General features: G+C 67.1%; 1 protein-coding gene. It reads left to right on the top strand.

From position 1 onward, the window contains the following. On the top strand, nt 1-434 hold a 434-nt coding region (locus tag SB719_RS19060; RefSeq protein WP_412159589.1), incomplete at both ends, for a hypothetical protein.

The following is a 434-nucleotide window of genomic DNA, read 5'->3' as shown; positions in this document are numbered from 1 at the left end:
CAACATCGCCGCGGTCAACTACCACTTCGGCAGCAAGGAGAACCTCGTCAACGAGGTGTTCCGCCGGCGCATGGACCAGATGAGCGCGCAGCGTCTGGCGCAGTTGCGAACGGCCGTCGCCGAGCATCCGGGCGAGATCGAGCCGATCATCGCCGCGTTCGTCCAGCCCGCGCTGGACATGGCCAGCGGACGGTGCAGCAGTGGCGCGTTCGTGCGCGTCATCGCACGCGCCTACGTCGAGAAGAACGACGCCCTGCGCAAGTTCCTCTCCGACCAGTACGGCCACGTGCCGCGTGAATTCGCCAGCGCGCTCGCGGTCTGCGTGCCGGCGTTGGACAAGGGCCAGCTGTACGGGCGTCTCGATTTTCTCGCGGGTGCACTGACTTACGCGATGGCCGATTTCGGCCTGATCAAGCGGCCGCCCGGGGTCACGG

The sequence above is a fragment of the Pantoea sp. SIMBA_079 genome, from assembly GCF_046940275.1.
GTDB classification, from domain to species: Bacteria; Pseudomonadota; Gammaproteobacteria; order Enterobacterales; family Enterobacteriaceae; genus Pantoea; species Pantoea borealis.
Note: the sequence above shows the minus strand (reverse complement) of the source record. Positions and strands in the feature narration are given on the sequence as shown.